The organism is Hyphococcus luteus, from assembly GCF_002943565.1.
Taxonomy (GTDB): domain Bacteria; phylum Pseudomonadota; class Alphaproteobacteria; order Caulobacterales; family Parvularculaceae; genus Hyphococcus; species Hyphococcus luteus.
This window is the reverse complement of the sequence record NZ_PJCH01000010.1, coordinates 236951-262992: the sequence shown is the minus strand read 5'-3', so window position 1 is coordinate 262992 and position 26042 is coordinate 236951. Positions and strand designations below refer to the sequence as shown.

General features: G+C 61.0%; 22 protein-coding genes. 6 read left to right on the top strand and 16 right to left on the bottom strand.

What is annotated here, in order from left to right; translation table 11 throughout:
* Positions 1-85 precede the first annotated feature (85 nt).
* Entirely contained in the window at positions 86-1120 is a 1035-nt protein-coding gene (locus CW354_RS14285; RefSeq protein ID WP_104828498.1) for an IS110 family RNA-guided transposase, read from the top strand.
* A 430-nt stretch (positions 1121-1550) separates the two neighbouring features.
* On the opposite strand, the gene CW354_RS14280 is transcribed toward CW354_RS14285, so the two are convergent.
* The 7 genes from CW354_RS14280 to CW354_RS14250 all read right to left on the bottom strand — a co-directional run bounded on the left by CW354_RS14280 (position 1551) and on the right by CW354_RS14250 (position 8110).
* Positions 1551-2024, bottom strand: a complete 474-nt coding sequence (locus CW354_RS14280) for a hypothetical protein (RefSeq protein WP_133162321.1) — start codon at positions 2022-2024, stop codon at positions 1551-1553.
* A gap of 266 nt (positions 2025-2290) precedes the next feature.
* Positions 2291-3895, bottom strand: a complete 1605-nt coding sequence (locus CW354_RS14275; protein ID WP_104830761.1) for a tetratricopeptide repeat protein — start codon at positions 3893-3895, stop codon at positions 2291-2293.
* A 25-nt stretch (positions 3896-3920) separates the two neighbouring features.
* On the bottom strand, positions 3921-4940 hold the full coding sequence (locus CW354_RS14270; protein WP_165793730.1) for a tetratricopeptide repeat protein: 1020 nt from the start codon (positions 4938-4940) through the stop codon (positions 3921-3923).
* A 26-nt stretch (positions 4941-4966) separates the two neighbouring features.
* Positions 4967-5512: a hypothetical protein gene (locus CW354_RS23115; protein ID WP_133162320.1), complete on the bottom strand. Its 546-nt coding sequence runs from the start codon at positions 5510-5512 to the stop codon at positions 4967-4969.
* 214 nt (positions 5513-5726) lie between these two features.
* Positions 5727-6173, bottom strand: a complete 447-nt coding sequence (locus CW354_RS14260) for a hypothetical protein (protein ID WP_104830758.1) — start codon at positions 6171-6173, stop codon at positions 5727-5729.
* Between the two features lie 45 nt (positions 6174-6218).
* Entirely contained in the window at positions 6219-6887 is a 669-nt protein-coding gene (locus CW354_RS14255; protein WP_104830757.1) for a hypothetical protein, read from the bottom strand.
* 5 nt (positions 6888-6892) lie between these two features.
* Complete coding sequence (locus CW354_RS14250; protein WP_133162319.1) at positions 6893-8110, bottom strand: hypothetical protein; 1218 nt, start codon at positions 8108-8110, stop codon at positions 6893-6895.
* 450 nt (positions 8111-8560) lie between these two features.
* Here CW354_RS14250 and CW354_RS14240 point away from each other — a divergent pair, with 450 nt between their 5' ends.
* A complete protein-coding gene (locus tag CW354_RS14240; RefSeq protein ID WP_104830754.1) occupies positions 8561-10516 on the top strand; it encodes a winged helix-turn-helix domain-containing protein in 1956 nt (651 codons plus the stop codon).
* Positions 10517-10899: 383 nt separating this feature from the next.
* Here the strand turns inward: CW354_RS14240 and CW354_RS24105 are convergent, their stop codons facing one another.
* A complete protein-coding gene (locus CW354_RS24105; RefSeq protein ID WP_104830753.1) occupies positions 10900-11103 on the bottom strand; it encodes a helix-turn-helix domain-containing protein in 204 nt (67 codons plus the stop codon).
* 107 nt (positions 11104-11210) lie between these two features.
* The gene (locus CW354_RS24100; protein ID WP_104830752.1) at positions 11211-11414 is read right to left on the bottom strand and encodes a helix-turn-helix domain-containing protein; all 204 of its coding nucleotides are present in this window, start codon (positions 11412-11414) and stop codon (positions 11211-11213) included.
* 97 nt (positions 11415-11511) lie between these two features.
* Between CW354_RS24100 and CW354_RS14225 the strand changes: the two genes are divergently transcribed.
* Both CW354_RS14225 and CW354_RS14220 read left to right on the top strand, forming a co-directional pair.
* Positions 11512-12120, top strand: a complete 609-nt coding sequence (locus tag CW354_RS14225) for an RNA polymerase sigma factor (RefSeq protein ID WP_165793729.1) — start codon at positions 11512-11514, stop codon at positions 12118-12120.
* The gene (locus CW354_RS14220; protein WP_165793728.1) at positions 12101-13420 is read left to right on the top strand and encodes a FecR family protein; all 1320 of its coding nucleotides are present in this window, start codon (positions 12101-12103) and stop codon (positions 13418-13420) included. Before CW354_RS14225 ends, CW354_RS14220 begins: the two co-directional genes overlap by 20 nt.
* 184 nt (positions 13421-13604) lie before the next feature.
* Here the strand turns inward: CW354_RS14220 and CW354_RS14215 are convergent, their stop codons facing one another.
* Both CW354_RS14215 and CW354_RS14210 read right to left on the bottom strand, forming a co-directional pair.
* Positions 13605-13823, bottom strand: a complete 219-nt coding sequence (locus tag CW354_RS14215) for a hypothetical protein (RefSeq protein ID WP_104830749.1) — start codon at positions 13821-13823, stop codon at positions 13605-13607.
* Positions 13824-13889: 66 nt separating this feature from the next.
* Entirely contained in the window at positions 13890-14909 is a 1020-nt protein-coding gene (locus tag CW354_RS14210; protein WP_104830748.1) for a GAF domain-containing protein, read from the bottom strand.
* Between the two features lie 391 nt (positions 14910-15300).
* Between CW354_RS14210 and CW354_RS14205 the strand changes: the two genes are divergently transcribed.
* Both CW354_RS14205 and CW354_RS14200 read left to right on the top strand, forming a co-directional pair.
* Complete coding sequence (locus CW354_RS14205; RefSeq protein ID WP_104830747.1) at positions 15301-18057, top strand: TonB-dependent receptor; 2757 nt, start codon at positions 15301-15303, stop codon at positions 18055-18057.
* 17 nt (positions 18058-18074) lie between these two features.
* Positions 18075-20315, top strand: coding sequence for a S9 family peptidase (locus tag CW354_RS14200; protein WP_133162318.1), 2241 nt, complete (start codon positions 18075-18077; stop codon positions 20313-20315).
* A 48-nt stretch (positions 20316-20363) separates the two neighbouring features.
* Here the strand turns inward: CW354_RS14200 and CW354_RS24095 are convergent, their stop codons facing one another.
* From CW354_RS24095 to CW354_RS14180, 5 genes are all read right to left on the bottom strand, one after another.
* On the bottom strand, positions 20364-20450 hold the full coding sequence (locus CW354_RS24095; RefSeq protein WP_423793536.1) for a hypothetical protein: 87 nt from the start codon (positions 20448-20450) through the stop codon (positions 20364-20366).
* Between the two features lie 191 nt (positions 20451-20641).
* Complete coding sequence (locus CW354_RS14195; RefSeq protein ID WP_104830745.1) at positions 20642-22468, bottom strand: asparagine synthase-related protein; 1827 nt, start codon at positions 22466-22468, stop codon at positions 20642-20644.
* Positions 22469-22484: 16 nt separating this feature from the next.
* Positions 22485-23258, bottom strand: coding sequence for a lasso peptide biosynthesis B2 protein (locus tag CW354_RS14190; RefSeq protein ID WP_104830744.1), 774 nt, complete (start codon positions 23256-23258; stop codon positions 22485-22487).
* Positions 23259-23389: 131 nt separating this feature from the next.
* Entirely contained in the window at positions 23390-25198 is a 1809-nt protein-coding gene (locus tag CW354_RS14185) for an ATP-binding cassette domain-containing protein (protein WP_104830743.1), read from the bottom strand.
* Entirely contained in the window at positions 25195-25839 is a 645-nt protein-coding gene (locus tag CW354_RS14180; RefSeq protein WP_104830742.1) for a GntR family transcriptional regulator, read from the bottom strand. The genes CW354_RS14185 and CW354_RS14180 overlap by 4 nt, the downstream gene beginning before the upstream one ends.
* Positions 25840-26042 lie beyond the last annotated feature (203 nt).

Below are 26042 nucleotides of genomic sequence, written 5' to 3'. Positions count from 1 at the left end.
CAAAGCATGAGTAATCGGGCTTGGCGCCCAGCGGTCAGGCTCCTGTGGCAAGGTCAGTTTTTGACCTGCAAGATGGGAGATGAAGATGAAATACTACGTTGGATTGGATGTTGCGCTGCGTTCACTGGCGCTTTGCGTCATTGACGCCGACGGCAAGATTGCTCTCGAACGAGCGTTGCCATGCGAAATTAAAGACGTCGCTGATTGCATTCGTGATTTTGGCAAGCCCGTCGAAATGATTGGTTTTGAAGCCGGCACAATGAGCCAGCATCTATTCCACGGGCTGGTCGCTGAGGGTTTTGAAGTTGTTTGCATGGAGGCGCGCCAGGTGAGCGCCGCTCTGTCCGCCATGCGTAACAAGACTGACAAAAATGATGCGCGCGGCATTGCGCAAGTCGTCCGGTCCGGCTGGTACAATCCGGTTCACATGAAAAGCCGTTCCAGCCATTGTGAACGAGCGCTTCTCACCAGCAGAAAAACAATCCTTCGCAAATGCCTGGATCTGGAAAACGAAATCCGTGGTCTGTTCAAGGCCTTCGGCATTCGATTGCCGAAGGCGATAAAGCGGTACAACTTCGCCAAGCAGGTGCGGCCCATCATCGAAGCTGACGAAGGCTTGTCACATGCGTTGTTGCCGGTGCTTGATGCTCATGAAACATTGCTGGTCATCTTTGTGGAACTGGATCGACGAGTAAAGACGTACGCACGAAAAGACCCCGTTTGCACCCGTCTCATGACGGCGCCGGGCGTTGGCGAAATTACGGCGCTGAGCTTTAAGGCGGCTATCGATGACCCGACGCGGTTTAAATCCTCCCGCAATGTTGGCGCACACTTCGGGCTTACGCCAAGACGCTTTCAATCCGGCGAGATGGACAATCATGGCCGAATATCCCGCGCGGGAGATGAAGGCGTTCGAGCTAATCTTTATTCGGCGGCAAACTCACTGCTGACACGGTCACGCAATCCATCGAGGCTCAAGTCATGGGCTATGAAATTGATGCGTAGCAAAGGTCGACGTAGAGCAACCGTCGCGCTTGCCCGCAAACTCGCGGTCATCCTGCATCGCATGTGGGTTGCCGGGACAGACTTCCGATGGAACGCTACGGAGGTAACTGCATGATCTAAAACCTCACCCCGTTCCATCGGGATCGTCCTCACTTGGACGAGGTTGGTGGATGAAGCCGATTATGTCTGCTGCGCCTTATAATAAGCGCGACTCAAAGCGAGGCTCTCCACAAACCAATCCGGCACATGCATGCAGCCGCTTTTCATCTTACGAAGCGAACAGACTGCGGAGAGAAGCGTGACCCAAGTGAATACGAAACCGCGGAAAACTAAATTTGGAGCTTGACTGGACCCGCCGATTAGAGAAGCGGACATCCGGCAGGAAAAACAGGCGGCCGCTCTACGCCGCAAACCGGAATAAGGCGATACTGTTCAGGATTCGGCAGGCGTGATATGAACGGAATTTCGCGGCGCAGCGGCCCTCACCGGTGCGTTTCTCATGAACTGATCAGGCGCAAAAAGCCCATGTCCGCGTGCAGCACTTCCTATTGCCGCGCAAGCGTTGCGAACGGCACGAACTGAACATCGGGATGCGCCAGTAAAAGCGCATCGCTCTCAAGGCTCGCCCAATAGGTCGCGCCCGCCGGATCATAGTCGACGAGAAACCATCGCCCGGCCCCGTCCGGATAGGTCGCATAGCGCATGACCTTCTCCTCGCCCGAAGCATAACGAATGCGCAATGACGGGATGTGCCCGCCTTCAATCGTCCAGACCTCATCGTCACGCGTCCACGCGCCGACAAGCTTTGGCGGCGGTATGTTTTCAACTGGCGCACCCTCGATTTTTACAGTCACCTCGGTTGTTTCAGTCTTGAAAAACACCGAACTCGCGCTTTGCCCGCGTCCGTCGCCGGAGGCGGCCAAGGAGAATGTGAATGCGCCGGACGCTGTTTCCGGCACGTAAATCAATATGTCTCCGCCGACATCGCCGCTGCGGAATAAGTAAAGGCTCGAATCCAACAGCTCAGCGCCCTGCGGCAACGGACTGGGACTAATCAATGGGCTTGCCTCAATAGCACCCAAAGCGCGTTTGGGCGCGCCTTTGACTGGCTGCTTGAACGGCACGACGAGCGCCGCGCCGGGACGGGCCGTGACTTCGAACGACGTTTGATATTCCGGGCCACCGCACCCTGCAATCAGCGCTATCCCAAGGGCGGACATAAAAGTCCGGGCTGCGGAAAAGTTCGAGTCCGCTGTCATGATCGATTTCCCTCTCACGCCATGCGTCAAAAGCCACAGGACGGCATGGCGACGCACTGCATCAGCGCGGCGCGCAGCGCTTCGTCATAGGCGTCGCCTTCGCCGTTATAAAGACCGCCGCGCTTGAGCCCGTCTATGATGGCGTTCGCTTTCCTGCGCGCCTGCTCGCTCGCCTCGTCCATTCGTGCGAAAAAAGCGTCGTAATCGGTCATAGCCTCAGCGCCGTCGCGGCGCATATGATGAAGCATCGCGCGCGACAGGCGCGCGTCGAGCCTGCGGGCCGCGGGCGCGGCGGACATATCGATGATGCGCGTATAATCCGCAATGGCGCCGTCATAGTCCTGAAGATAGGCCGAAGCCTGGCCGCGCAACTCAAAGGCGTACGCGCGCTGCGCCGCATCGGGCAGGCCGAGCGCCAGCGCGCGGTCGAGATCGGCCTTTGCAGCTGTATAGTCCTGACGGTCCAGATGGAGCCTGCCGCGCGCAGCGTAGAGAACGCCGTTCTCTATCTTTGCTATCGCGGCGCTGAAGTCCTTCAGCGCGCCGTCCGCATTTTTCGCCGCATACCGCGCAAGCGCGCGCTGATAGAGCAAATCCGCCTTCGCATTATCGTTCGGCGCCGTTTCGAGCGCACGCGTAAAATCGGCGGCTGCCTGCTCCGGCTCGCCGAGCGCCGCATAGGCAAGACCACGCTGAAAATACCCGTTCCATTCCGGATTGATCTCGATCGATTTGGTAAGATCGGCGAGCGCGCCGGACGGATCGTTCAGCTGCAGGCGGGCCATGCCCCGCATCAAATGGGCGTTTTGACGAAACGTCGCTTGCTGGCCGGCGAAAAGCGGATCGGCGATAAGCCTGTCGAGGTCAATTTTCGCATTTTTTAAATCGCCGTCCCGAAAATTTCCTTCGGCTTGTTTGGCAACGGTGTTGAAATCCTCGCGCGCAATCTGATTCCGGAATTCCTCGCGCCCGGCATTATTCAGGGACGCGACAATAGCGTCATTACGGTCTTGGATGAGGCTGACAAAGTTCGCCCGCGCTTTTTTTATTCTTTCATTTCCGGGACTATTTGAGAACGCCTTGTCATATTCAGCCAGAACTGCGTCATGGTCGGTCGTCGTCGGCTCGGCGATGCGTTGCACATTGTATGAAAGCGTGTAATCAAATTTTCGGTTCGCTGGCGCCAACTCAGGGCCATAACATATTCCCGATTGCATAATCCGTTCGTCTTGGTAGCTGAAATTCTCCTTATCGAAATTGCACGGATCAGCTTTGCCGGTTATTCTGAAAGCGTAGTAAGCGTGGCCAAGATTTTCCGCGATGTAAAAATGCGCCACGGCGAGACGTTCGGGATCGGATTCCCTGCGGATAACCTTTTGGCACGCCTCGATCTTCTTTTCCCAGGAATCATTTTTGACGTCTCGCCCGTCGCTGCATGCCTCCCAGGCGGACGCAGCAAACGCCGGCGGCGGCGCTGCCGCAATGCCGGCGGCGGTCAAAAGGGCGAAAACAAGCTTGCCGCCCAATCCCCAAATCCGGCGGCCGCTTGCGCCGGCTTGGCATGCGCTCGCGGCCGGGCCGTTTTGTGCGCCGGCGATAATCGGCGCGACGAAAAGCGAAAGAAAAGTCAAAACGAATTCTCCCTTTGCAGCGCCATCACTCAGGACGAAACACCGAGGCCCGCAGGAGCGCCAGCGCCCTCTGCGCGTCTTCGTTTCCGCTCGCCGCCGCCTTGCGATACCAACGGGCCGCTTGGTCGAGATTGCGTTCGACGCCGCGCCCTTCCTCGTACATCAGACCAAGCGAAAACTGCGCGGATCCATGGTCCTGCTCGGCCGCCCGGCGAAACCATTGCACGGCCGCGACATCGTTTTGCCCGACGCCATCGCCGTTCTTATACATCAAGCCGAGATTTTTTTGAGCGGAGGCGTGGCCCTGCTCCGCCGCCAACCGGAACAGTCGCGCAGCCTCCCCGCTGTCCTGCGAAACCGCACGCCCGGCGAGGCGCATCACGCCAAGACTATATTGCGCTGACGAATGACCCTGTTCCGCTGCCTGACGATACCAGCGAGCGGCCTCAACACCGTTCTGCTCAACGCCGCGGCCGTTCTCATACGCCCAGCCAAGATTATATTGCGCGGCCGCGTTTCCTTTTTCCGCCGCTTGCCGCCACAGGCGCGCCGCTTGCGCGTCGTCGCCCCTTTTATGCGCGTCATAGCCCTGCGTAGCGAGCGTTTCCGCCGGGGTTTCAGGCGGCGTCTTACCGAGGCGGATCAGCGCCTCGCGCGCCTTGCCGGCGCCGGATCCGCCTTGTTTCACCGCCTCTTTGTACCAGTAGATCGCTTGCCGGCGGCTCTTTTGCAGGGCGACGCTTTCGCCGCGCCAGGCGCCGGTGTCCACATCTTTGATAGAGACCGTTCCGCCGGTCTCGTATTTTTCCCCGAGGCTGTATTTGTCATAGGAAGACCCGTTCCTGGCCTGTCGTTCGGCCCGCTCTTTGCCGTAGGCGTACGTCTCTCTTTCCGCCTGATACGCGGCGCAGCCGGATGAATCGATCTCCTCATAATACTGAATGTTGCCTATGCGGTATGACGGCACAGACATGCAATCGACGCCGGCGCAGCCGGAAAGCGCCGCGGCGCATGCTGCGATGGTGATAACCGGTAAGCGTTCCATTGATCTACCTCCCCTTGCCATGCTGTTCACCGCCGATGATCGAAGGCGGCGAACTCCGCGATAGCGGAAAAATCGAGATCTTCGATCATGGCGTCGAGGTCGCCGCCGCAATCGGGATAAGCGCATTCCAGTGAGACCGCGCCGGCCGACCCGATCTTGAACGCGCGGCCGGCTTCGCCGTCGGCTTCGGCCGAAACGCCAGGATGACCTCCATGCGATATCGGCGATACGCCCGCAGCGAGTAGTTCTTCTCCCAAGGCGACGAGTTCTTCGGGTCCGCTGCCTTCGGCGCTTGCGACGGCGTCGACGGCGTCGACCATCGCGGCCGTTTCTATATCTTCCGTGTCGATTGTAATAGCGATCGCCCTGTCCCCGGAACGGTATGCTTGCGTCACCCTTAACCGGACAGTGACGCCGACGGCCGCGGTTTCGGCCAGAGGGGCAAGCGCAAAGGATTCAAACCCGCTTGTGATCGTGTCGCGTTCTTCCACGGCGGCGCCTTCGGCTTTCCACCCCTCAAGCGGCGCGGGGAACAGCGCGGCGATATCGTCTTGCGTCCATCCGCTTTTCATCCCGTTCGCCGCGGCGGAAACCGCCAAAGCTGCGCTTGCCGTCAGGAAAATGGTCAATAGGCCAATACGTCCCGATCTGCTCCCTGTTCGTTTCAAGGCCGCTCTATTCATTTCGATTTCCTCCATGTGGCGAAACGCGCCAATTTCTCATTTCTGATACTCATGGGCGCGGCCCGACGGTCCCCGGCCGTTAAAAAACTTCTTCGCTTTTCTGTTATTGTTCATATCCGCCAGGTTGATCGGGCATGTTTGCGGGCAGGCCGCGAGCGGCCTCGCATAATGCGTTCGCTCTTTCGACCATTTGCCGGCCGATCGTCGGGTCTCCGGCTTTCATCAAAGCTTTGGCGCAACTCCCTTTGATGAAAGTAGAGCGGGGGCGAGGGAAAGAATCGGGAAAAAGATCAACGCTGTAGAATCCGTCGCACGCCCTCTTCAGCCTATCCAGGTCCGGAGCATAGCGGGTTGCATCGCCCGCCCGGATCGCCTCGTCGAGCGTCGTCGCCGCAGCCTCGACATCGTCAAATCTGTAAGAGCACGTCCTCGCATTAGCATTACGGTTATTCTCAAGCTCGCGGAACACATCTTGAACGGGGTCATCGTATAAAGGATCGCTGGCGCATGCTGCGACCGCGATGAGGGATGCAAGCAAGGTGTTTTTCATATGCCGTTCTCCTCGGTCCTCGCGAGAGGCAGGTGGACCAACCGGTCACTTCGGACAATTGGCGCGATTATCCGCTGTCATAAGCTTAAGCAGTTCATAAACGGACAATACATCGGCCTGCGCCTGAAACGCTCGCTGTGCGTCGGCGGGCGCGCCAGTTGTCCATGAGTGGATTGCAGTAGGAAAATCCGCCGTGTCGATGATCTGCGATAATGCGTTCTTGTATTCGATCGGGCATTTTGAATCATCTCCCATTGTGTTAAATGAATCGCCCACCCAGACTTCCTTCATCTCCCAGCACGCCATTTGATCGGCGCTCGCATCAGCGTAATGAAGGAAAAACCGCAGCTTCTTGAAATCGCATTTGAACATTCCTCCGCTACCGGATCGCTTTGAGCGTTTATCGCAATCGCTTCCGGCGGACGCCGCAGATTCTGCAAGATCCCACGCGCCCAATGTGGCGAGAGAAGTGAGCGCTACGCCGATCCCTGCGCCCTGCGGTTTCACGAGCACATCGTGGATTTCGATAAAACCACCGCCCGGAATGGCGATTGTCCGGTCAACGCCTCCAATCATTCTGGTTAAAGCCGTTCCGCCGACGCAGGCGTTGATTCCCCCGACATCATCGAAGGATTTCGCGGATATCGCCCGCCCCGTCGCACAGCCGGTCGACAACACGGCGACGAGCGGCAATATCATCAGTCTCACGATCATCTATTCTATCCTTTTGCTGTTGGCGATCCGGGCGAGCCATTCCTTTGTCGCCGTCGTCTCAGTCCCGCAAAACCGGCAAAGCCAAGGCCGAAGGCTGCGAAGGCCGGCGGAAGCGGAACTTCTGCGACGTCCTCGCCGATTTTGGCGACGAACAGCTGCCGGCCCGAAATATAAGCGACGAGATCGCCGAACACGTCCGCCACGCCGCCGCCTTCCGGCCCGTCGGTGAGCTGCAAAAGCGCGCCGTCGGCGATCCTAAGCAGGAAAGCCTGTGAAATCCCGCCGCCATCGAGCGCATTGAAGGTCAAGAACTCGCCGGTGAGGGCGAGCGAGGAAAGCCCACCAAGATCGAGATCGAAAATCTCGGTCGTGTCGGCCAGAATATCTGCGAGAACGATGTCGCCCAAACCGGTCGCCCTATCGACCAGGCCGAAAGCAATGAGATCGCCCCAGGTAGCGGGGTCGATCTCGTCGAAACCGTCATCCAGACCGTCCGGCGTGACGAAGAAGGACGAGCCGCCGATTTCCTGCGCGCGGGTTTCCGCATCGAAGCCGAATTCGGAAAGTTGCTCGGTCCAGACGATGAACCGGCTGTCAATCTCGGCATCGTCCGTCACCGGAACCGGCCCGCGCACGGTGGTCGGCGGCGTTCCCGTTCCGATGCTGGCGACATTGAGGGCGAGTGTCACATCCCCCTCGTTCCAGACGATCCAGTCGTCGGCGATGCGCACATCGCTGACGTCGCCGGCAGCCGCTTCGCGTAAGAGAACGTGCTCTCCGGTGCGAAGGTTGCGCAGCCAGACCTCGTCGGCGTCGCCGCCGGGCTCTCCGGGCGGAATGGCGCTGTTGGCGGCGTAGACGATGAAATCGCCGGCGGCATCCGGCGACCCGGCGTCGGCATTCGCCAGGTTGGTTACGAATAGGTTGCCCTCCGGGAGAAGACTGCCGTCCTGGTCCTCCGAAAACCGTCCCATCGCAATTGCGCTTCGTTCGTCCGTCAAAAGCTCGATGTGCGCTCCTCCGAGCGGCCCCTGACCCAGCGCAAATGCAACGTCGGACACGACCTCGAAGACGACATAATCGCCGCCGCCATCCCTGCCCAATCGAACAGCCGCGATATCGGCGCCATCAGCCTCAACATCGACGTCGGCGATATGCGCCTCGAATTCGAAGAACGACCCGTCAAAAACCGGCGTGGCTTCAAGTATAATCGGTCCGGCCATAGCCGGCGCCGAAACCGCAAACGGCAATGATGACAAAGCCGCCGCCGCGAGAACTCGATTTTCACGCAACATAACGCCCTTGCTCCCTTCCTGGCCTCCGCAGGACCCGCAGGCGACCCGCTTCCTGCGCAGCGCGTCAAATGAAGCGCGAGATCACCCGCCCCGGCGCGCCCGCCAGGGACGTCGACCGCCGCCATTCATGTTCGGAGCTTATGGAGACAAGGGTGTAATGTATTGAAAGAAAACATAATTTAAGCGGAAGAAAGCTTAAGAAAAGCTGAAGGCGGATTCCAGCAATCACGCTGGCATGCGTTGATTTATTTCTTTGCTGGCGCATAAATATCATTTGCAAGGCTGACGGGCCGGCGTCGCCGGCAAGACGCTTTCGGCTGGCGGTTTCGCATGCGTTAGCGGCGCGACCGGACCAGCCGGTTCGAGACGAGTGAAGCCATGTCAAACGTCCGCATATGGGAACCGGAGCTGGGTCAGCCCTTTGTACTTGCCGGCCGCAGGGTCGATCCCGCCGCGCAAATCATCGTTTCGGCGAATTCCACCGTCGAGGTAGAGCCGCGAGTCATGGCCGTGCTGATCGCGCTTGCACAGCGGCAGGGCGGGACAGTTCGCCGCCAGGAACTGATCGATAGGGTATGGAACGGCGCGCCCGGCGCGGATCAATCCCTCAATAACGCCATATCGCTCCTGCGGCGCGCACTCGAGGACACGAACGCGGATCGCCGGCTGATTCAGACGATCCCGAAACAGGGATACCGGCTCTGCGCGCCGGTTGAGCCAGAGGCTGAGACAAGGGCTGGCGCCACCGCTACGCCGCCAGCCGCCGAGCGCAACATCGAGCCGGCGCAATCTCTGAAGGTCCGCGCTCTTGCAGGTCGCTGGCGCGGTGCGGTTCTGGCCTCAATCCTGGCCGTGCTTGTTACGGCGGCCGGCGCGATCGCTTTCTTTCAGCGCCAGCCGACCAACGAGACGGCGAATGCGGATAATTCCGCAGAGCTGGACCCGAACACTATCGCCGTCCTGCCTTTCGTCAATATGAGCGCCGAGCCGGACAACGTCTATTTTTCGGACGGGCTGGCCGAGGAAATTCTGCATGCGCTTTCGCAAATCGATTCGCTAAGCGTGGCGTCGCGCACGGATTCTTTTCAGTACCGCGACAGCAAGGCTTCGGTAACGGAAATCGCGCAGCGCCTGCGCGTCGCGAATGTACTTGAAGGCAGCGTCCGCCGCGAAGGCGACAGGTTGCGCGTTACCGCCCAGCTTATTTCCGCTTCGAGCGGCGCGCATTTATGGTCGTCGACTTATGACCGGGACGCCGACGACATATTGGCGATTCAACAGGACATCGCCGTCAATATCGCCGGCGCTCTTGTCGACAAGATCAGTGAAACGGAGCGCAACTATCTGACTACACTGCCGACAGAAAATTTCGAGGCCTATGAGCAATATCTCATAGGCAAACATGAACTGCGTAAATGGACGCCTGAGGGAAACAGGCGTTCCATAGACTTTTTTCAACGGGCGGTCGCACTTGATCCTGAATTCGCCGAAGCCCGGCTTGCTATGGGCAGGGCGTATTATTTCGCCGGCACGCATTATGGCTGGATGACGCCTGCAGAGGCTATCCCCAAAGTAAAAGCATCGCTTGTATACGGCGTGTCGGCGACCAATCCGGTGACTCGCGCCTCGGCATTGTCGGTTTATGGCGACGTTCTGGCCTGGAACGATAGGGACTGGCCCGGCGCGCTCGCAGCCTATGAACGCGCTTTTGAGCTCTCTGGAACGCCGCCGCTCGGTTATGCACTAACCAACTCTATTGTGGGCAATCACGACGTCGCGATCCGAATCTTGAAAATATTACTGCAAGACGGCGCGGGCGATATCGGAATCAATAGCGATATTGGAATTCGGAACAATCTGGCCTGGGCGTATTTCAATGCGCGGCGCTATGACGACGCCATGCGGGAGGCCAGCGCTGTACTGTCGGAAGACCCCGCCTTCGCCGACGGATACAGAGTGCTCGGGCGCGCCCAGCTTCTGCTGGGGCAAACCGATGAGGCAATCGAATCCTTTTTAAACGCGGCGCGCCTGATGGACGGTACGCCTGTCGCTAAATCCGATCTCGCGGTCGCCATGGCGCAGGCCGGACGCGAGACTGAAGCGCATGCGATACTTGATGAACTTCTCAAAGCTGAAATTTATGTGCCGGCCCCGCTGATTGCTCAGATTTATGCAAATCTCGGCGAACATGACGAAGCATTTGTATGGCTGGAAAAAGGCGTCGAAGACAGGGCGAGAGGCGTGATCTTTCTCAAGATCAACCCTCTTTATGATCTGATCCGCGACGATGCGCGGTTTTCCGGGCTGCTGTTGCAGCTTAATTTGAACAGTTAAAACGCGCCGGAAAGCCGGAAAGGGAGTGTCCGCCGGAGGTCATGCAACCGCGTGCCCGGACCATAACGGGGCCGAGCGTTGCAAGTGCGCTGATCCGTTTCACGCCTGGCCGCAAACGGCGCGCCAAAGGAATGTCCGCTTTTGCGCGCATAGCCGACGCCCCTCACGCTGGGTATCGCCATTTAGTGGGAACCGAATGGGAGATACTCCATTGTCCTTCAAGAACACGTTCCTCCGCGGCAGGGATCGTTACCGGAAGGCGAAGACGGGGGGACGAAAAACGGCCCGCCGGCTTCGGGCGGGCGAGCCTCAAGCCGCCCGCCTAGAGCCCGGCGCCGCGCCAGCGGCGGCCGCCCAAAGATGCACTATAAATTCGAGAAAGCTTAGCAATCCAAGAGTTCGCCGGCTTTGCACTTCAGCCGTTTGCAAAGAAGCTCCAAGGTGTCGATCGTGACATTCTGCTCGCCCTGCTCGATCCGATTCACCGAGGACTGATCGATTCCGATCCTCTTAGCGAAAGCCTCTTGCGTGAGGTTGCCACGCCTCTTGCGAATATTCTCTGCAAGATTTTCTCGAAAACCAGCCACCTATACATGGTGACATTGACGATTACTCACATATGCATAATATGCACATGCGAGAAGTTTACCACGGTTGGGGATTTGCTGAGGTTAAAGGGGGCGGGTTGGCTGATTCAGTCGTCCAACAGTTCACCTGCGGTGCATTTCAAGCGTTTGCAAATGCGCTGGAGCGTATCGATCATAACATTCTGCTCGCCAAGCAGAAGCCTATTAAGAGAAGACTGATGAACGCCAATCTTTCTGGCGAACTGCTGTTGCGTCAGGTCACCCTGTTTCGCACTTAGGAAGTTAGCCAAGTTTGTCCGAAAATCAGCCACATACGCAAGCTGTCACCACAAAACTCTCACATGTGCATAAAATGCATTTGTGCATTGACGCTATGCAGCTATGTCTCCAGCGCTCGCGCCCCGCCCCATGAGCGCCTCCACAAAACTCCTCGCCGCGCCGCCAAACGCCCCCGAGCCCCCCTTCCCGGCCCTCGAGGCGCTTTACCGCGCCCATGCGCCGGGGCTCGCCCGCCAGCTCGCGGCGCGCCTCGGCTGCGAGGCGACGGCCCTCGACATCGTCCAGAGCGCCTTTTTGAAACTCGCCGAACACGAGAACCCCGAGGAGATCCGCGAGCCGGAGCGCTATCTTTTCCGCATCGCGCTCAATCTGGCGAGCAGCCATGCAAGCGACGGGGCGCGCCGGCGGCGCATCCTCGAGGAAAACGCCCCGATCCTTGCGGGCGCCTCTGAGGCCGCGCCGGTCCAGGAGCGCGGCGCGATCGCGCGCGAGGAAGCCGCGCTCGCCGCCCGGGTCATTGACAGGATGCCGAGAAAACGCCGTCATGCGGCGGTGCTATTTCTCTATCACGGGATGTCGGGGCCGAAGATCGCCGAGGCGCTCGGGATCAAGGAAGCGGCCGCGCGCAAGCATGTCTCCAGGGCCATGGCGGATATCCGCGAGGCGCTGCGCGCCGGCGAGACCCGGGCGAGAAAGCCCCGCAGAAGGAAGACCGGACATGGGCGCCGACAGGACTGACCGGAAGGAGCCCCGGCTCGCCCGCCCCCGCCTGAAACACGGCCCCGGCGCGGACTCTTTCACCGCCGGCGAAGACGCGCGAAGTGAGGCCGGCGCCGGTGCTGAACAGGACGCCGAATGCGCCGCTGACGCCGGCGCCGATGATGACGCGGCGTCCCGCGCCGAGACCGAAGCCGCCGAGTGGCTGATGGCGATCGCAAGCGGCGAGGCGGGCCCGACAGAACGCGCGGCGTTCAAAGCCTGGCGCGGCGCGGCCCCGGCGAACGCCCGCGCCTATGAAGAGGCCGAAAGGCTCAAGGCCGGCCTCGCCGCAAGCCCGGAGATGGCCTCCCTCGCCGAACGGACTGCGCGCGAAATCGCCGCCGACGCGCGCCGGCGCTCATGGATTTCGAGCGCCCTTTCTTCCCTGGGGTCCCTGAAGCACGCCTTCGCTCGCCCCGTCTTATCCGGATCGGCGTCTTCGCGCCCCGCTCCATCCCGGCCTGCTTTCGATCGGCCTCGCCTTTCCCGGCCGGCTATGGCCGCCGCGCTCGCCTCGATCCTTCTCTTCGCGACAATTGCGGCCGTGATCCAATGGCGCGCGCTCGGCGGCGCGGGCGTTGACTATGAGAGCGAAACCGGCGCGGCGCGCCGGATTGCGCTGAAAGACGGCAGCGTCATCGACCTCGCGCCGGAAAGCCGCCTGCGGGTTGCGTTCACGGCTGACGCCCGCCAGGCGGCGCTGCTTGACGGCGAAGCGTTTTTCGAGATCGCGAAAGACGAAAGCCGCCCCTTTATCGTGCGCGCCGGCAAGACGCAGGTGCGCGTCACCGGCACGCGCTTCAACGTCCATCGCGGACCGGACCGGGTGACGATCGCGGTCGAGGAAGGCCATGTGGCGGTCGCCCGCGCGCCGCGGCGTTTCCCCCTCCCGGCCCTTCCCTCCCTTCAGGGCCCATCCTCGAACGATAAGATCGATGGCGCATCCGAACAGAAGCTCGCCGCCGGCGAGGTCGCGGTCGCCGACGCCGATGGCGTCAGCGCGCCCGCGCCGACCGGCGCCGGCCGGCCCGGCGTCTGGCGCGACGGGCTTCTCGTCTATCGCGACGCAAGCCTTGAAGCCGTCGTCGCCGATCTCAACCGCTATTCGCAAACCGAGATCGTCATCGCCTCGCGCGCGCTTGGCGAGGCGCGGATCATGGCGGCCTTTCAGACCGACAATATCGGCGAGATGCTGGACGGGCTCGAGGACCTGCTTGGCGTCACAGTCGATCGCGCCGATCCGAACCGGATCGTTATCAGGGAACGCGAAGGCGCTTGAAGCGCTTGGATTCAAGGCCGGACAGGGCCGATCTCCGGCGCCTGCGCCTCGCCTTCGGCGACCCCGTAACAGCGCGCCGGCGCGTCGCAGCCCGCCCGAAGCGCTGCTTCCCTTCGCCTCCTCTGGCGGACACAAAAAAGGGCGGCATTCGCCGCCCTGGATCGAGGTCACGCTTTCAAGCCGGTCACCCGGCGAGACGCAAGCTCGACATTCTTCGTTTCAGCGTTTTGTATTGCTTCGCCAATGGAGATTGCATCAGCGCAGATATTTTACGCGTCAGCTCATCATATTCGGCGTATTCTTCTTTTGACGCGCTGCGGGCGACGATCTTGTTGATTAGCTCGTTGCGCCGGCGTTCGATTTCGGCCTCCAAAGGCATTTTTCCAGCCTCGTCAATGACCATACAGTGCCTCTGCGGTGTTAAGGCTCATTTCTCAATGAGACGTTAAACTCTGTAAGTACGCTTAACTTAAGGCTTTTCCGGGGTTTTTTTAGGCTCGGATCCGCCATTTTCGGGCCCGGTTTTGCAACTTATAGCTGAATTCGCACTGAAAGCCAGAGCGATCATCGCGGCCAGCGCCCGTACGGCGTCGATCGTGTGAAGGCCGGGCTTCTCGTTGTTGTGGAAGTGGTCGGTGCAACTGCTGGTCGCCACCACCACCCCCCAGGGCGTTTTATGAGGCTCGACCAGGATGGGGACGGCCGCCGCCGAAGAATAACGGGATTTGTCCGTCTCGCGCGCCTCCACATTCTCGTTGACATGAAAAATATCCGAGACGCCCGGCGCGAACAAATTAGGAATGACCACCTCTCGTCCGCTGGCAAAGGCGACGCCCGGTATCCCGACGCCGTCCGGCCACGGACGGGCGTCCTTCAATTCGCACATGACGGACCGGTCATGCCCGACGCAGGTCAACATAGTCCGGGCGTCCGCATCTGTCGGCGTCGCCTTGTAAATACATATTGTCCAATGATCGGCGACCTGAAAGCCGAGAGCGATCCGCAATGAGCGGGCGGCCGACTCGACCAGCGCCTGGACCAATTCGTCCTCTGTGCCCCGGCGCTCTTGCGTCAACCACGACTCAAGGGTCTGGGCCATGGTTTTCATAGCGAAATAGAGTTCTTTCGCCCGCTCCATTTCATCGAAATAGATTTCCAGATCGTCCAGTTGCGCATAAAGTTCGTATGCAGTGGAAATCGCCGAGCGCGCGCTTTCCAGATCGTCGGACGCATCCTCGTCGGTTGCGGCTAAATAGAGCGCTCCTAAAAAAACAAGCGCAGCGCCGATCACGCCTACGGAGTTCCAGACTCCGAACACCTCGCCCTCCGGGATGAGAAAAAACTGGGAAGCGCCCGCAGCAAGCCCGCCCAAAGCCAGGAGAGCGAGTTTTACGAACAAAGTTCCCCGCGAAATGCGTTTGCTGCGGTTTTTGAACCGGCCTCCAATGTCTTCCGACAATGAAAACAGCCTTGTCAGCGGATCTTCCATTTGCCCCCCTCAGGAATGGAACAGCTATTATGAAGGCTTCAAAGTATTTGTTTCTATTCTTAATATGAATTCTTGTTCTATGCAAAAGCAGGTTTGCCGCCCATAAATTGCCCGGCAGATACGGCATTTGCCCTTCCGCCCTGCCCGAAGAGCGCCCACCATCGAGCCCGGCGCGGAACCGCCGGGCAAAAGGCTCGACGTTTCTGACGAGTCGCAGCAGCGCAACCCGCACCGCTCTCGCAAATGACGCCCCAATAATTATTGTCCCGTTCGCCCGGCGCGCCTGTCTCTCTCCAGACGCGCATGACACGAAGCCGGCGTGAAGACCGGCTGCAAGTCATTCAAGAGCGCGTGCAAAAAAAACAAACGCGCAAAGAACGAGGGGATATCCATGACTTTCAAGAACAGACTCGCCGTCTGCGTATCGGCGTTTGCGCTAGGCGTGCTGCCGGTCGCCGCGCACGCCGAAGCGCCGGACAATGACGCGCCCCAGAACGGCGAACAGGTAAAACGCCGTTACGACATCCCGGCCCAGCCGCTCGCCGACGCGTTGATCGTGTTCTCGGCGCAATCGGGAGAGACCATTCTCGCCGATCCGAAGCTCACCGCCGGGCGCCGCTCGAAAACCGTCAGGGGCGAATTCGCAGCGCCCGAGGCGCTGTCGCGCCTTCTCGGCGACGCCTCCCTGAAAGCGCGCCCCGGCGCAACGCGCGGCTTTGTCGTCACAGCGAATGCATCGGCCGCGCTGCTCCCCGTCTCCGCCGGGGCGAGAGGCTTCGCCGGCGGCGAGCAACCGATAGAAACGACCGATGACGATGCCGGCGACCGGAACGCTTCGCCGGCGCGCAATGGCCGTCCGGCGAGGCGCAACCGCGACGAAGTCGTGGTCACCGGCACCAATATTCGCGGCGTCGCGCCGGATTCGTCGCCGTCGCGGACCTTCACCCGCGAGGACATCGAGATGACCGGCGCGGCGACGGCGCAGGATTTCATCCAGACGCTGCCGCAGAATTTCGGCGGGGGATCCAATGCCGATATCGGCGGCAGCCTGCCCAATGATTTCAGCGCCGGCGCCAATAGCGGGCGCGAAGGCGCATATGGATCGAGCGTTAATTTGCGGGGCCTCGGGTCGGGCAGCACGCTCGTTCTCCTGAACGGCCATCGCATGGCTCCGTCTTCCGGCCTCGGGGATTTCGTCGACATTTCGCTCATACCGGGCTCGGCGATCGGCCGCATCGAGGTGCTGAGCGACGGCGCGTCCGCGATCTATGGCGGCGACGCAGTCGCCGGCGTCGTCAATTTCATTTTGCGCGACGATCTCGACGGGATCGAATCCTCCTTTCGCTACGGAACTGTGACCGAAGGCGATCTCGACGAATATCGCGCGAGCCTCGCCGCCGGCCAAAACTGGAGCGGCGGCGACGCCATGATCGCCTATGAGTTCTATGACCGGGACAATCTGAGCGCGGGCGACCGGGCCTTTTCCGCCGCAGCGCCGCTGCCCAACGATCTGTTTCCGTCGCAGCGGCGTCACTCGGTTATCGCCGCGGGGTCGCAGTCGCTGTCGCCGCGCGTCGAAATCGACGGCGAAGCGTTCTTCGCCCGCCGCGCAAGCGTCACCAATTACACCGATACGGGCTATTTCGTCCGCGCCGCGCCGGTGGCCTCGACGCTCTCCCTGTCGGCCGGCGCTCATGTCCTGCTCGGCGGAGACTGGTCGGCGGATATTTCGGGGGCTTACGCCAGCACGGACAGCAAGATCGACGTTGAAGGTGATTTCCCGCGCCAGAAGAAAATCGAGTCGGGGCTTTCGACCATTGATGCAAAAGCGTCGGGCGCGCTGGCGACGATCTGGGGCGGCGATATGAAACTGGCCGTCGGCGGGCATTACCGCGAAGAATCCTTTTCCAACGTCCATCTCGACGCCGACATCGCCGGCGTCGAAGCGGACCGGACGGTCCATGCGCTGTTCGGCGAGATCTTCATTCCGCTCGTCGGCGAGGAGAACGCCGTGCCCGGCATGCGCCGTTTGGAAATCAACGCCTCGGGGCGGTTCGAAGATTACAGCGATTTCGGCTCCACCGCGACGCCGAAGCTGGGCGTCCTCTGGGCCCCGACGCCGTCGCTGCGACTGCGCGGCTCTTACGGCCGGTCTTACAAGCCGCCTCCCCTGGGCCGGGTCGGCGCCGTCGATTTCACCGCCTTCGCCGCGCGAACCTCGGATATCAACGGCATTTTCGGCCTGACGCCGGCCGATCCTTCAATAGCGGACGTCACAGCGATTTACGTCTCGGGCACACAGAATGATCTCGCCCCGGAGCGCTCGCGCAGCTTCACCGCGGGACTCGACTTCGACCGCCAGACGGGACCGCATTCCTTCAGCGTGAACGGAACCTATTTCGATGTCAGATTTGAGGACCGTCTTGGCAACACGCCGGTTCCGGGCAATCGCAGCGTCTTCGACGCGCCGAACATCGCCTATCTCGCGCCCGACGCTTTTCCTGCGGGAACGGTCGTGTTTTCCCCGTCCCAAAGCGCGATCGGCATGCTCCTGGAGAGCGTGGACGCAATCCGCCTCCGGGGCGATGCGGACCCGCTCGACGCGGAGATCATCAGTTCCGTCCAGGTGACCAGAAACCTCGCGCTGACGCTGGCGCGGGGCGTCGACTTCGAGGCGGCCTACCGGTTCGATTCCACTATCGGCGCATGGAGCCTCGGCGTCAGCGGCTCCTATCTGAGGGATTTCCAGCAACAGGGCGCGTCGTCGTCACCCGTGGTCGAACGCGTCGATACGCTTTTCAACCCGGTCGCCTTGCGCCTTCGCATGCGGGCCGGCTACGCCCATCGTGGCTTTGAAACGAATCTTTTCGTCAACCGGTCGAACGGTTACCGCGTCGACGCGACGCCCGGCGCCCAAGCCATCGACTCCTGGACCACGGTGGACTTTTCGATCGCCTATGACGCGGGCCGAAACAGCAGCATTCCCGTCCTTAGGGGCGCGCTATTGCGCCTCTCCGCGATCAATCTGTTCGACACGCCTCCGCCCGACGCCGCCGGCGCGCCGGACTTCCGGATCTTTGGATACGATCCCACAAACGCGTCACCGCTGAACCGGTTCATCGCCATCGAATTCGAAAAACGGTTTTGAGCCAGGTCGGGACCGGCATGCATAGTATCGTTTCAATTCTCGCCGCTGCGCTCTGCCTGACAGGCGCGGCGGCGGGCGCGGCGGCGGACGGATCTTCGCCTCCAGCCCCCTTCGCGCTCGACGATTATGCGAAGATAAGCCGGATCACGGAACTGGCGATATCCGCAGACGGCGCTCTTGTCGCTTACGCCGCTGAACGGGCGTCGGAGGAACGCGACGGGTTCGCGCGCCGCATATTCATTCAGGAAACCGGCGACGAGGCGCAGCCAAGACAAGTGCTGCAGGGCCGGAACGCGTCGCAACTCGCCTGGATTCCGGGGACCCGCGAACTCGCCTATCTCGCGGCGGGCGACCATGGCGCTCAACTTTACGCGACGGCGTTTCCGTCTCGTAAGACGCGCCAGATTACGAACTCGCGCAATCCCGTCGTCTGGTACGCGTTCTCAAACAGCGGCGAACTCGCCTGGATCACGCAAGATGCGCCGGCGCCCGGCGAGAAAGGCATGACGTTATATGAACGCCTTCACGAAGGTGATCGCGGCGTCGTGGTCAATCCGGAATTTGCGCGGCTATACGACTTCATCGATCCGTTCTACTCGGCGCAAAAAACGCAGCGGCCGCGCACGCTCTGGCTGGCGCGCCCGGGCGAACGCGCTGCGCGCATCGATCTTCCCGGCGACCCGGCGTCCGGGCGTTGGTCGCCTGACGCGACCAGGCTCTCTGTCGCCTATGCCGCGCGCACGTTGCCGGAGCGCCCTTTCATCGACGCCTATGCCAGCATCGGCGTGTTGGACGTGGCGGCAGGCGAATTCCGCACTGTCGGCGCCGCGCGGTATTTTTCAGGAGAAAAGCCGGCCCGATATTTCCTCGGCGGCGAATGGTCCGCCGAGGGCGACGCCCTCTATCTCAGACGCGTGACGCAAGACAGCCTGTGGCGCGGCCGGCAGGAATGGCGAAGGCTTCCCCTCGAGCGCCGGCGCGGCGAAACAGGAGATCGCGCGGCGATGGGCGGCGGTTGGAAGCCGCTGGATTTTTATCCCGCCGGTTCGGCTATTCTCGATTCTGGCGAAGGCCGTGTTTTCGTCAACGCCATTAAGAACGGGCGCCGCAAACTGTACTCGCTCTCCGGAGAAGGCGGCGACGCGACGCGCTTCAGGTCCTTTCCCGATGGCGATCTCAGCCGGTTTCGGTTCACGGGCGATTATCGGTCGGCGGTCTTCGTCTCCGAGAGTCTTGTCCGCCCGCCGGAAGTCTATTTTTGGCGAAAAGGCCAGGCGCCCCGGCAGCTGACGAGCCTTAACGGCGCGGTCTCGGCCAGACAAATGCCCGCAAGCCGCGCGGTGCGCTGGCATGGGCGGGACGGTTCTGTCATCTCGGGGTGGCTGCTGGAGCCGCCTGACGCGCATGACAATCCTCGACCCCGGCCGCTTCTGACCTTCGTTCATGGGGGACCGTCCATGCCCATGACCGACAGTTTCGCGCAATATTACACAACCAATGGCGGAATCTGGCCTTATCCGCTGGAAGCGCTCGCGATGAAGGGCGTCAGCGTTTTCATTCCGAATTATCGCGGCGCCAGAAGCTTTGGCGACGAATTTGCAAATCCCTCACGCCCGGACGGGCAGCCGCTGCAGGATATCAGTCTCGGAATCGACGCGCTCATTAAAAAGGGCGTTGCAGACCCCGGCCGGCTCGCGGTGGCCGGGCACAGCCACGGCGCCTGGCTCGGCGCGCTCGTCGTGACGCGGCGCAAGGACATCGTCGCGGCTTCCTTCGGCGAGGGACCGCAAAACAATTTCCTGACCTATATCTTCAGCCCGGGTTATCTGTACGCCAATGGCTATCACAAGCTCTGGGGGGCCTCGCCTTACGATTCCCCGCAAACCTATATCGAGACTTCGCCGGTTTTCGAATTCGACGGCGCGGGCGCCGCCATTCTGTTCGAAAGCGGCGTGCGCTATCAGGCGATCGCGATGCTGGAATCTCCTAAGGCGGCCGCGCTTTCCGGCCTGCCTGCTGAATTTGTCGTCTATCCGAAAACCGGCCACAATATCAGATCGCCTGACCTGCAAATCGAATCTGCGGCGCGCAATCTGGACTGGGTCCTGTTCTGGCTGACCGGCGTCGAGGACCCTTCCCCCGACAAGCGCGAGCAATACCGCCGGTGGCGGCGATTGCGCAAAGACGCAAGCGATGACCTTTCGTCACAATGGCGACGCCGCAAGCCTGCAGCGAACCGGCCGCGACAAAGCGAATAAACAGCGCGCAGCGGTTCGGCTGCGCGCTGCATCTTGCGAAGCGGGCGTTTACTGCTGCTCGCGCCCGCCCTGATGGTCGCTCAGGCCTTCGTCGAAACCTTTGGTTTCTTCGGAGACTTTGCCAAGATCAATCATCGTGACCTCCTCTGTTTGAATAAAGCCGGAAGTTTCCGACCGTCATGACAACTACTCTTCGCGCGACAGCCCTGCGAGTTTTATATTCGCTTTATTGTCGGAACATCGGCGGTTCTGCGGCAGCATGCATTCTCCGGCGCCGCATCATAGCGAATACGCAAAATTTTTTGTCCTTACCATGACGAAATCGTTCATCCGCGTTCGCCCCAGCGCTGCAACCAAGCTTCCGTCGCCGCATAGGCGAGCAGATGGCTGGCCGGAGCCTGGCGTAAAAAATTATCGCCCGCCAGCGATTCCTCCAGCTTGCCGCGCAGCAACAGCTTTTTTCCGGTCATGACGCCATCGAGCAGGAGCGAGCGAAGAAACGGGAGGTTGCGCGCAACGATGTCCTCATAAAAGCATTCAGGCGTAGATTTGCTGAAACGGCGAACGACGCCCCATGGCAGATCGTGCTGAAAGGCCAGCCGCGCCAATCCGCGATCGACCCCGCCGCAGGCGAGGACCCAGGTCGGAATTCGAAGACACGTCTCGATAATCGGCTGGAGAAAGAAAGCATGGACCCGTTCGGCTGCGTGAGTCCTGTCCCAGAGATCGTAGCAACGGTAAGGAAAAAGCGCGCAGCCAAGAATGTGATGGATCTTTCCCTTCATCGGCTCGCCGCACTGAGCAATCAAGGGATGCAAGTCGCTTGCCGCGTCTGTTTCCGCCAACCATTCCGGGTTCACCCATGGCAAGTCGCGCGAACGCAAGAGCGTATCATGCGCATAGTCAAATCCGGGCTTCGGGGCGAAGCGTTCGCGCGCCATTTCGGCAAGGACCCTCGGGAAAGACTCCCGTCCATATCGCGCGCTCTGCAAGGCGATGCCGAGCGCGCGCCTGCCGAACACGCCATGACGGCGCGCATAGTCCAAGGCGCCGAGATATCGCGGCGCCTGAAAGAATACATTGTCTCCGCCCGCGCCGCTGAAAAGAGCGTCGGCCGCCCAGTCTTCGGCCAGCGCGGACTCATCGCCGATCAGCGCGGTTCCATCGAAAACGCCGGGAGGATTGGCTTCGAGATTGCAGCTGAATATTCGGGACAGATCGACCTTTTCTGCGTCCAGCAGATATTCCGTCAGCGCGGCCCCGTATCGCTCAGCGACCTGACGGCTGTATCTTCGCTCATCGCCGCGCAAGGATGATGTGAAATTGGTGATGCAAGCGATCGCCGGCGGCTTTGGGGCGGTCGCCATCGCGGCGAGCGCGATCGCGGAATCGAGCCCGCCAATATTATGGACGACGCGCCGAAAACAACCCGCCAGCGCGCCGATGGCGCCGTTGACGGTCTCGCGCAGCGACGCCGCGGCCTCGTCCGGATCTTCAAGGATATTCGCGCCGGATATCTCTGCGGGGTTCCAAAGAAATCTGCGTTCTTGCGGCGCCGGCGCAAGGCGGCGGCTTTCGGCAGGCAGGACCTCGCCCACTTTATTAAGGCCTGTATACGCCTTCTGAAAGAAGGGAAACATGATATTGGACCGGATGAACGACCAGTTCACTGAAAAGGAATGACACCCGAGGCGCGCGGCGTCTTCCATATCGGAAAAGAAAATCGTGACGCCTTCCCAAAAGATATAAAGGCACGGGATCGCTCCGGTCGGATCGCGCGCGATATATCGCTCGCCGGTTCGCCGATTATTGAGAAATGCGACATACTGGCCCCAATAGGTCTGCGCCAGATGTTCGCCTTCGGTTTCGACGCACCGTTTAGATTCCAGCGCGTCGAATACGCGCGGCGCCGGCGTGAAATCGCGTTTGAACAGACGGCCTAATACGACGCCCTGCCCGTCGCGGCAGCGATACGCCCCGATGCGCCCTTCCCGCTCGCCGGCGTGGCAGATCACGCATCCGTCCCAAGCATGAGCTTGACCCCATTCATACGGGGAACCGCGATGGAGCTTTTCGACAAGACGCCGCGCCGCATCTTGTTCATCCTTGTTCTCCGGGCTCCAGAAGAGCGCGAGATATCGGTATGCGCTCACGCCGGCCGGCGCAGCTTCATACTGACATGATCGGCGCGCTGGCGGCCAGGTTCTGGATCTGGTCGTCGCATATCAACTCTCCTTCCTGCACCCAGCAATGGGCGTGAAACCCGTGAACGCGCACGCCGAACCGCCATTCTGGAAAAATGCCGAACGCCGCCAGAAACTCGATCAGCAACAGCGAATTGAACAGGCAACGGTCTTTGACGGCGACGCCTAGAGGACGCAACACCCGAAAAATCTCGATGAGTTTTCTGATCCGCTCGTCATGCGCGTCACAGCGCCGGGCGGGCTTTTCGCGCCGCCTGCGCCGGCGAATGCGCGCGGCGATATGCGATATATCGGAAAATCCGAGAAGCAGGCTCGTGACAAGGAGCGCGCGGAAAAAAGCTGCGACATGGCGGAGCTGGATATAGGGTCCCTCTCCTGGCAGATAGCCGGGGGTCTCTCGAAGCATTGCCGTATGGGAAATCATTTCGGCGCGCTTTCCCTTCCGGGCGTCGCGCGTCACAAGACCTCGTTCCAGAAGGTCCCGCACGAGTTCATCGACGGCAGGCGTTTCGCCTGAAGCGCCCGTTTCGTCGGCGCCTTCTTCACGTGGAGCGTTCAGTCCCAAGAGGCCCGCCACCGCGGCGGAGCAGCGGGGTTCAAGACAGGAATATCTGTCTTTCTTTAAGTCGAGGAAGACAAGCACGCCGTCCGTCATCGCTGTGAATGTCTGCGGCGTCAGAAAAAGCTCCGGGGCGCCGGACTGCTTTTCGGCTCGCATTTTGCCTGTCGCTTCCGTCACGGCCGGGTTCCCGCTGAAAAAGCTTCAATCTCGGGACCCATGCTAGATGTTCCGGCGATGAATTCGCAGCACTATAAAATGATTATATTAAACCTCTTGGCCCGCGAAGAACGCATCAAAGGCGCTGCGCCTCACGCCTTCTCATCGCCCGATTGCATCTGTTCGCGCCACAACCGCGCATAAAGACCTTTGCGGCGGATGAGATCGCGATGCGAACCGCGCTCCACAATGCGCCCCTTGGCCATGACCAGAATTTCATCGGCGCCAGCGGCCATGGCGAGGTTATGCGCCACGACAAGCGTCGTGCGTTCAGCGGCGCCCGCCATGAGGCTGCGGCGAACGATTTTTTCCGTCACCGCGTCGAGCGATGACGTCGCCTCGTCGAGAACGAGGAGTCTCGGTCTTTTCACAAGCGCCCGCGCAATCGACAAACGCTGCCTTTCGCCGCCTGACAATTTGAGCCCGCGCTCGCCGACAATCGTTGCGTAACCGTCCGGCATGGCGGCGATCCGCTCATGAACGCCTGCGGCGCGCGCCGCCGCCTCGATCTCGTCATGGCTCGCGCCAGGTCTTGCAAGAGCGATATTGAAGGCGATGGTGTCGTCGAAAAGAACGATGTCCTGGGGAACGACGGCGACGGCCTGGCGGAGCTGTTTCAGGCCCAGCGCGCCAATCGACTGTCCGCCAAGCCGGATATCGCCGCGCTGGGGCATATAGAATCGCAACAAAAGCCGCAGGAGGGATGACTTCCCGGCGCCGCTTGGCCCGACAAGGGCGAGCACGCGGCCGGGCTCTGCGGTGAAGCTGACATCGTCCACAACCGGCGCGCCGTCCCCATAGGAAAATGAAACTTTCTCGACCTCAAGCCTGCAGCCCGGCAGTAGCCGCGCCGCCCCGCCGGGCGCGGCGGGAGAGACATCCGGCTCCGGCGCCTCTCGCGCCAGAGCCATCATGCGTTCAAGATTGGCCGCGGCCTGAAGGATTTCCCGGAAGCTGGCGCCCAGCATCTCGACCGGCCGCATGAGCTGCAGCATATAGGCGTTCATCATCACGAAATCGCCGATGCTCATGACATCCTGGCCGACGCGAAAAGCGGCGAGCCCGAGGGACGCGCCAAGGGAGGCGGCAAAAACACCGGCGGCGAGGCCGCCATAGCGGGATTTGCGCCTGTAAAACCGCCGCCACCGCTCTTCATTTTCAGCGAGCACGCGATCAAAGCGCGATGCGATGCGCTCTTCCGCGGCGAGGGATTTAACGGTTTCCGCGTTTATGAGACTGTCGGTCATGGCGGCGGACATGTCGAGTTGACTGGCGGCGGCCGCGCGCGCCGGCCCGACGATGCGGGCGGCCGCGAGCGCGAACTGGCCGAGATAGGCGGCGAGCGAAACCGCGAGAATGATGAGGAATTCAGGCGGAAGCCGCGAAACAAGGACGCCCGCGACGATGAGCGTTTCAGCAAAAACCGGAATGATTGTCTGCGCCGAATGATGAATAAGCACGCGATAACCGGCAAGTCCCTGCGCCAGAGTCTGGGTGAGCGCTCCTGTCCTGCGTCGGAGGTGAAAAGAAAGCGGAAGATCGATCACATGCGATATGAGGCGCGCTGCGAGCCGGCGCTGCAGGCGCTGGTCCGCCTCGCCGATCAGGCGCGCACGCAATTCCGCCAGCAAGCGCGCCGCCAGTAAAGCGGCGACATAAAGGAGAACGAGCAACAGGGCGCCGCTCGCGTTGCCTGCGCCGTCTCCCGTCGGCGTGGAGGGTTCCAGGCCATCAACGGCGTATTTCAAAAGCACGGGCGACAGGCCGGAGAGAAGCGCGCCGCAAAGGGCGAGCGCGATTGTCGCCGCCAGGCGCATCTTGACGGCGCCATCCGACTCGCGCCACGCGAAATCCGACGCTTGTTTCAACGCCCATAGCGGCGCGGCGGACCGCCGCGTCATGCTGGCGATTTATGAACGCTGCTCCTTAGCATGCGGAGCAGCTCCGGCAGGCGCAGTCTGACACCGCTGAAATAGGCCGCGAATTCATCGCGAGCGCTGACGGTCTCGCCGGCGCCATGCGCTTGCAGCGCTCGCATCATCGCCTCACGCGCAGCAGGGAAAAATTCGGCGTCTTTCTTGCGGGCCATTCTGGTGCGGTCATTAATATTGGCGGTGATATGCGCTGCGTCCTCATTTCCGGTTTTGCGGACGACGCGCACCATCACCTCTTCAATGGCCGCGCCTGGATCCTCCGGCGCTGACGGCTGATGGGCGCCCTTGCCGCGCGCTCCGTCCTGCAACGTCATTCCCGCGACGTCCTTTGCGCTCACAAGCGAATTGAGGGACCAATCAACAATCAGGGCCTGCATCTCGTAGAGCCCGCCGGTCTCCACTTCCGTTAGCGCCCGCGTGTAAAAGCCGGCCTTCGGCACTTCCTTGACGATGCGTTCAGCCGCAAGCCGGATCAGCGCTTCGCGCACCGGCGTGGTGCTGACAAACAGCTTTGTCGCCAGCGGCTCCACCAGGATTCTGGTCTCTGCCGGAGAAGCCAAAGAGAGAACATGTGATTTCACCCCATCATAAATGCTGTTGCTGCTCACCGCTCACTACCTCTCGCGCCCGGCGCCGGCGCAAATCCGCCGCCGGCAGCGTTCTCCGCCTCACGGACTGACGCACCGGTTTATGCGCTTGCGTCACCCTCATGACGCGCGACGCACTGGGGGCGCAGGCGCCGCCAAAGGAGCTTTTTCAGAGTCCGGCCATGGCGCCCGGCGACGCCGTCAATCATACCGAAACAAGTCGA

Excerpts from the sequence above, each read along its gene's own strand:
- CW354_RS14285 (WP_104828498.1), top strand. The coding sequence starts at position 86 with ATGAAATACTACGTTGGATTGGATGTTGCGCTGCGTTCACTGGCGCTT.
- CW354_RS14210 (WP_104830748.1), bottom strand. The coding sequence starts at position 14,909 with ATGGAAGATCCGCTGACAAGGCTGTTTTCATTGTCGGAAGACATTGGA.
- CW354_RS14250 (WP_133162319.1), bottom strand. The coding sequence starts at position 8,110 with ATGGCCGGACCGATTATACTTGAAGCCACGCCGGTTTTTGACGGGTCG.
- CW354_RS14200 (WP_133162318.1), top strand. The coding sequence starts at position 18,075 with ATGCATAGTATCGTTTCAATTCTCGCCGCTGCGCTCTGCCTGACAGGC.
- CW354_RS23115 (WP_133162320.1), bottom strand. The coding sequence starts at position 5,512 with ATGAAAAGCGGATGGACGCAAGACGATATCGCCGCGCTGTTCCCCGCG.
- CW354_RS14220 (WP_165793728.1), top strand. The coding sequence starts at position 12,101 with ATGGGCGCCGACAGGACTGACCGGAAGGAGCCCCGGCTCGCCCGCCCC.
- CW354_RS14255 (WP_104830757.1), bottom strand. The coding sequence starts at position 6,887 with ATGATCGTGAGACTGATGATATTGCCGCTCGTCGCCGTGTTGTCGACC.
- CW354_RS14205 (WP_104830747.1), top strand. The coding sequence starts at position 15,301 with ATGACTTTCAAGAACAGACTCGCCGTCTGCGTATCGGCGTTTGCGCTA.
- CW354_RS14240 (WP_104830754.1), top strand. The coding sequence starts at position 8,561 with ATGTCAAACGTCCGCATATGGGAACCGGAGCTGGGTCAGCCCTTTGTA.
- CW354_RS14225 (WP_165793729.1), top strand. The coding sequence starts at position 11,512 with ATGAGCGCCTCCACAAAACTCCTCGCCGCGCCGCCAAACGCCCCCGAG.
- CW354_RS14260 (WP_104830758.1), bottom strand. The coding sequence starts at position 6,173 with ATGAAAAACACCTTGCTTGCATCCCTCATCGCGGTCGCAGCATGCGCC.
- CW354_RS24095 (WP_423793536.1), bottom strand. The coding sequence starts at position 20,450 with ATGATTGATCTTGGCAAAGTCTCCGAAGAAACCAAAGGTTTCGACGAA.
- CW354_RS14185 (WP_104830743.1), bottom strand. The coding sequence starts at position 25,198 with ATGACGCGGCGGTCCGCCGCGCCGCTATGGGCGTTGAAACAAGCGTCG.
- CW354_RS14270 (WP_165793730.1), bottom strand. The coding sequence starts at position 4,940 with ATGGAACGCTTACCGGTTATCACCATCGCAGCATGCGCCGCGGCGCTT.
- CW354_RS14215 (WP_104830749.1), bottom strand. The coding sequence starts at position 13,823 with ATGGTCATTGACGAGGCTGGAAAAATGCCTTTGGAGGCCGAAATCGAA.